Below are 3962 nucleotides of genomic sequence, written 5' to 3' on the forward strand. Positions count from 1 at the left end.
ACATCCCCCCCCAGGTCCTTGGCCCCATGTCCCACCCGCCGGCCCACCCCTCCCCCCGGACCCCGTTGGTCCGGGCGGCAGGGGTCGGCCGAGGGCCGTGACGGACGCTCAGCCCGCCGCCTTCCGGACCAGCGCGGTGATCTGCTCCTCGGCGGCTGCGTTCAGCTCGGTCAGGGCGTACGCGGCCGGCCACATCACGCCGTCGTCCAGCGCGGCCTGGTCGCTGAAGCCCAGCGTCGCGTACCTCGACTTGAACTTCTCCGCGCTCTGGAAGTGGCAGACGACCTTGCCGTCCCTGGCATACGCCGGCATGCCGTACCAGAGCTTCGGCGCCAGCTCCGGAGCGGTCTCCCTGACGATCTTGTGGATGCGCTCGGCGAGCACGCGGTCGGCGTCCTGCATCTCGGCGATCTTCGCGAGGACGTCCTGCTCCGCCGCGGCCTCCTTCTCGGCCCGGGACGCGCCGCGCCGCGAAGCCGCCTTCTTCTCCTCGCGCGCGTGCTCCTTCATCGCGGCCCGCTCCTCGGCGGTGAATCCGCTGTAGTTCTCGGTGGACTTCGAGGTCGTCATGGCAGGGGTTCCTTTCGTACGGGGCAGAGCGGAGCGGGTGTGCGGGGTCAGGCGTGGTCGGCGGAGGCGGCGGGCTCCCAGGTGAAGCCGTCCGGGTCGGCGAAGGCCCCGGCGGTGCCGCCGAGCACGATGCGGTGGGAGTCGGCCGCGTCGTCCGGGACGCCGAGGTCCTTGGCGAGGGCGCGGCGCTTGTACAGGGCCAGCTTGACGGCGGTGGCCTCGCCGGGCAGGAACTCGGCGTACTTCCCGCCGAAACTCTTGCCCACGGACAGGCCCCGGTCCGCGTAGAACTGCTTGGTGGCCTTCACGTCCTGCACGCCGAGCAGCAGCACGAACTCGTCGATCTCGCGGGTGGCGGGACCGGTGTCCTTCTTGGACGAGGTGGCGATCTTCCAGATCGTCCCGTCCGGGGCCCGGACGACGCCGCCGTACCCCCACAGCGACTTGGCGGCCGGCTTCAGCACCGTGGCTCCGGCGTCGACCGCGGCGGCGACGAAGCCGTCGACGGTGGCCGGCCCGGACACGGTGAGCGCCAGGGTGAAGCCGCGGAATCCGGTGTCCTGGGCCTCGCGGGCCCGCAGCCGGATGTGCGTGTCCACACCGAAGGCGGCGTAGAAGCGGCGGGCCTCCTCGACGTCGGACACCTCAAGGGTGACGGAGGAGAGGGAGGCGGCGGGCTTCGTGTCTGTCGTGGTGTCCATGAACATCACGTTAGGGGCCGGGCCGGTGCGGGGGCTTCTTGATTCCTGACCGCTCTCGCGACCTGTTGCGCCAAGCACGCCGGCAGCCCCTCGATGCCGGGCGCAACCGCCGCGCCGACGGCCGTGTCCGCGGTGGTGGACGCGTCCTCCGCGAGGCGGCGGAAGCGCTCCGGAGCCAGGCCGACCAGCTCGGTGAAGCGGGTGGTGAATATCCCCGGCGTGGCGCAGCCGACCGCCGCGCTCACGGCGTCGACGCCGAGGTCGCCCCGTAGCAGCAGCGTCGCCCGGTCCACGCGACGCGCCGTCAGATAGGCGTACGGGGACTGCCCGTAGACGGTCCGGAACTGCCGGCTGAGGCGGCCGGGGGCCATGTCCGCCCCGCGCGCGAGGGCCAGCACGTCCAGCGGTGCGGCGAAGGTCCGGTCGATCCGGTCGCGGACGCGACGCAGCCGCGCCACGTCGGCCGGGCGCCGCGCCTCGGTGCGCGCAGGCTTCCCGGAGATCCCTGGTGTGGGTGAGTTGTCCATGTCGAGCAGGCTAGGCAGGCCCCGATGGCCCGTGCTTCTCGATTCCTGACGAGCTCGCCGGGGAAACAGAGCGGGGCCCCTTGCCGCCCGCCGACCCTCTGTGGTGGCCGCGCGCAACGGCGGAGCCGGACCTTGTAGCGTACGGCGTCATGACACGCGACGTGCCCCGGGCCGCGCAGCGACCGGACCCGGCGAAGTGGCAGGAGGCCGTCGCCCGTTACGCGTGGGCCGATGCCGACGAGTGGGCGCTCACGTTCACGTTCTCCGTCATAGCGGGGAAGACGGAGGACGAGGTCATACGGGCCTTCGGCGGCGACCCCGGGGCGTCGCGGCTGATGACCTGGGACGAGGCCGCCGACGAGCAGGCCCATCACCTGTACGAGGACCACCCGCTGCTCGGCGTGGTGACCGCCGGCCGGCACGTCATCGCCCTCGAACCGGGGTACCACGGCTGCGTCCCGGAAATCGCCCGCCGGGCCTCGGCCGACGGCGGAGAGTTCTTCAGTGTCCACGCGGACGTCAACGCCCGCTACGAGGTGACGCACGCCCTGAACGGCCGTGTGGACGGCGCGTTCGACCCGTTCGTACTCGAGGACGCCGCCTGGATGGACCCGAAGCCGGACGTCCCCGTCTGGGCGGAAGGGATCGAATTCCACATGGAAACCGTGTGTGCGGAGTCCTTGGCGCTCATGGAGCACACGATGGGGGCATCCATCGACCCCGCCTGGCTCACCACCCCTCTGCGTACCGTGCTTCTCACCCCAGTCTCCGAACTCTTCGGCCGGTCGGATGCGGCCTGGCTGCCGTGAGCACCCGGAACGCCACGGAGCAGGGGCTCAGCCGTCCCACAGCCCGTACCGGCCGGGTCACGTCCCGCACACCGCGGCGAACCGCCCCGTGAACACGGACCACGCGGCCACCGCCGCCGGCTCGTCGGCCATCGCCCGGGCGTGGAGCCGGTCCCGGTCGACGCCCTGGGCGGCCAGCCGCTCCCGGTCCCACGCGCTGATGTCCCGGGCCTCCGCTTCGGGGTGGAACTGCACGCCCCAGGCCCGGCTTCCCACGCGGAACGCCTGGTAGGGGCAGTCGTCGCTGGAGGCGAGCCAGACCGCGTCCGCCGGAAGCCGCGTGATCGCGTCGACGTGCCGCTCGATGGCGGGCACCGTCCCCCCCAGCGCCGAGAACAGCGGGTCGTCCAGGGCCTCGGGACGCAGCCGGATGCGGGTGCTGCCGTACTCCGGTTTCCCGTGCGCGGCACGCACGGTGCCGCCCGCCACCTGGGCGAGCAACTGCCCGCCCAGGCAGATCCCGAGCATCGGGGTGCCGTCCGCCAGCGCCTGCCCCACCAGGCGGCGGGTGGCGGCCAGCCAGGGCGCGCGTGCGTCGTCGTCGGGAAGGAAGCCACCGCCGAGCACGAGGAGCGGCCGGCCCCCGAGAACGGAGGGCAGCTCCTCACCGGCGTACGGACGCAGCACCCGCAGGCCGAGCCCCGCCGCGCCCAGCCACGCGCCGACCCGCCCGGGACCTCCGCGTGCCGTGTTCTGCACGACCAGGGCGGACACCGGGCCTCCACCTCCTCGCCGACCGGGGCGTCAGGGCGCCGGGATGCGGATGACGGGACGGAACGGGCGTTTGACGTATCCGCTGCGGACATTGCGGCAGGTCGCCGCCTCGCACATGAAGAACTCGTCCACCTTCGTGCGCCCCGTCTCACCCCTCAGCCAGGCCTTCTCGTCATCCGTGAGAGGCCGGTGCATCTCCTCGGAATCGCAGGTATAGCAGGACAAGATCTGAGGCTTCATGTGATCTCCCAGAAGTTCCGGATGAACCGGTCATCGACAGTAGAGAAGGGCACCGCCGTTCCGGAAGACTCCATTCGGCCGATCAAGCGAAAGGGGCACGGACGAGGTGGGGAAGCGGCTTCTCCGGTCCGTACCAGCGCCGTTGACAGGGCGTCGGACCCCTCCCATTATGGGAGCGCTCCCACGAGCAACGCCCCCTCACCGCAACGGACTTCGCACGTCCGGCGGTGTGTACCGCCCCATCACGCCCGTGCCGCCGAGATCCCAGGGAGGAATCTCAATGATGAAGTCAAGCCGTCTGCGTGACCGGTGGGGCGGAGGTGAACAGCCTCTTGTCACGCAGCATCGCCCAGAGCACGTCG

At 71.7% G+C, this 3962-nt stretch carries 6 protein-coding genes; 1 reads left to right on the forward strand and 5 read right to left on the reverse strand.

Annotated elements, in window-relative coordinates:
- Positions 1 to 108: 108 nt before the first annotated feature.
- From ACFUJY_RS35105 to ACFUJY_RS35115, 3 genes are read right to left on the reverse strand one after another with little or no spacing between them, the layout of a single operon-like run.
- Positions 109 to 570, reverse strand: a complete 462-nt coding sequence (locus ACFUJY_RS35105; protein ID WP_383307240.1) for an iron chaperone — start codon at positions 568 to 570, stop codon at positions 109 to 111.
- A 47-nt stretch (positions 571 to 617) separates the two neighbouring features.
- The gene (locus ACFUJY_RS35110) at positions 618 to 1277 is read right to left on the reverse strand and encodes a glyoxalase (RefSeq protein WP_383307242.1); all 660 of its coding nucleotides are present in this window, start codon (positions 1275 to 1277) and stop codon (positions 618 to 620) included.
- Positions 1277 to 1798, reverse strand: a complete 522-nt coding sequence (locus ACFUJY_RS35115; RefSeq protein WP_383307244.1) for a helix-turn-helix transcriptional regulator — start codon at positions 1796 to 1798, stop codon at positions 1277 to 1279. Before ACFUJY_RS35115 ends, ACFUJY_RS35110 begins: the two co-directional genes overlap by 1 nt.
- A 149-nt stretch (positions 1799 to 1947) precedes the next feature.
- On the opposite strand from ACFUJY_RS35115, the gene ACFUJY_RS35120 reads away from it, so the two are divergent.
- Positions 1948 to 2607: a DUF6461 domain-containing protein gene (locus ACFUJY_RS35120; protein ID WP_383307245.1), complete on the forward strand. Its 660-nt coding sequence runs from the start codon at positions 1948 to 1950 to the stop codon at positions 2605 to 2607.
- Positions 2608 to 2664: 57 nt separating this feature from the next.
- Here the strand turns inward: ACFUJY_RS35120 and ACFUJY_RS35125 are convergent, their stop codons facing one another.
- Both ACFUJY_RS35125 and ACFUJY_RS35130 read right to left on the reverse strand, forming a co-directional pair.
- The gene (locus ACFUJY_RS35125) at positions 2665 to 3360 is read right to left on the reverse strand and encodes a type 1 glutamine amidotransferase (protein WP_383307247.1); all 696 of its coding nucleotides are present in this window, start codon (positions 3358 to 3360) and stop codon (positions 2665 to 2667) included.
- Between the two features lie 30 nt (positions 3361 to 3390).
- On the reverse strand, positions 3391 to 3600 hold the full coding sequence (locus ACFUJY_RS35130; RefSeq protein WP_383307249.1) for a hypothetical protein: 210 nt from the start codon (positions 3598 to 3600) through the stop codon (positions 3391 to 3393).
- Between the last annotated feature and the right edge of the window lie 362 nt (positions 3601 to 3962).

The sequence above is a fragment of the Streptomyces sp. NPDC057249 genome (assembly GCF_042669245.1).
GTDB lineage: Bacteria > Actinomycetota > Actinomycetes > Streptomycetales > Streptomycetaceae > Streptomyces.

Bases quoted from the DNA above. Each gene is read 5' to 3' on its own strand.
- ACFUJY_RS35115 (WP_383307244.1), bottom strand. From the start codon at position 1,798: ATGGACAACTCACCCACACCAGGGATCTCCGGGAAGCCTGCGCGCACC.
- ACFUJY_RS35130 (WP_383307249.1), bottom strand. From the start codon at position 3,600: ATGAAGCCTCAGATCTTGTCCTGCTATACCTGCGATTCCGAGGAGATG.
- ACFUJY_RS35105 (WP_383307240.1), bottom strand. From the start codon at position 570: ATGACGACCTCGAAGTCCACCGAGAACTACAGCGGATTCACCGCCGAG.
- ACFUJY_RS35120 (WP_383307245.1), top strand. From the start codon at position 1,948: ATGACACGCGACGTGCCCCGGGCCGCGCAGCGACCGGACCCGGCGAAG.
- ACFUJY_RS35110 (WP_383307242.1), bottom strand. From the start codon at position 1,277: ATGTTCATGGACACCACGACAGACACGAAGCCCGCCGCCTCCCTCTCC.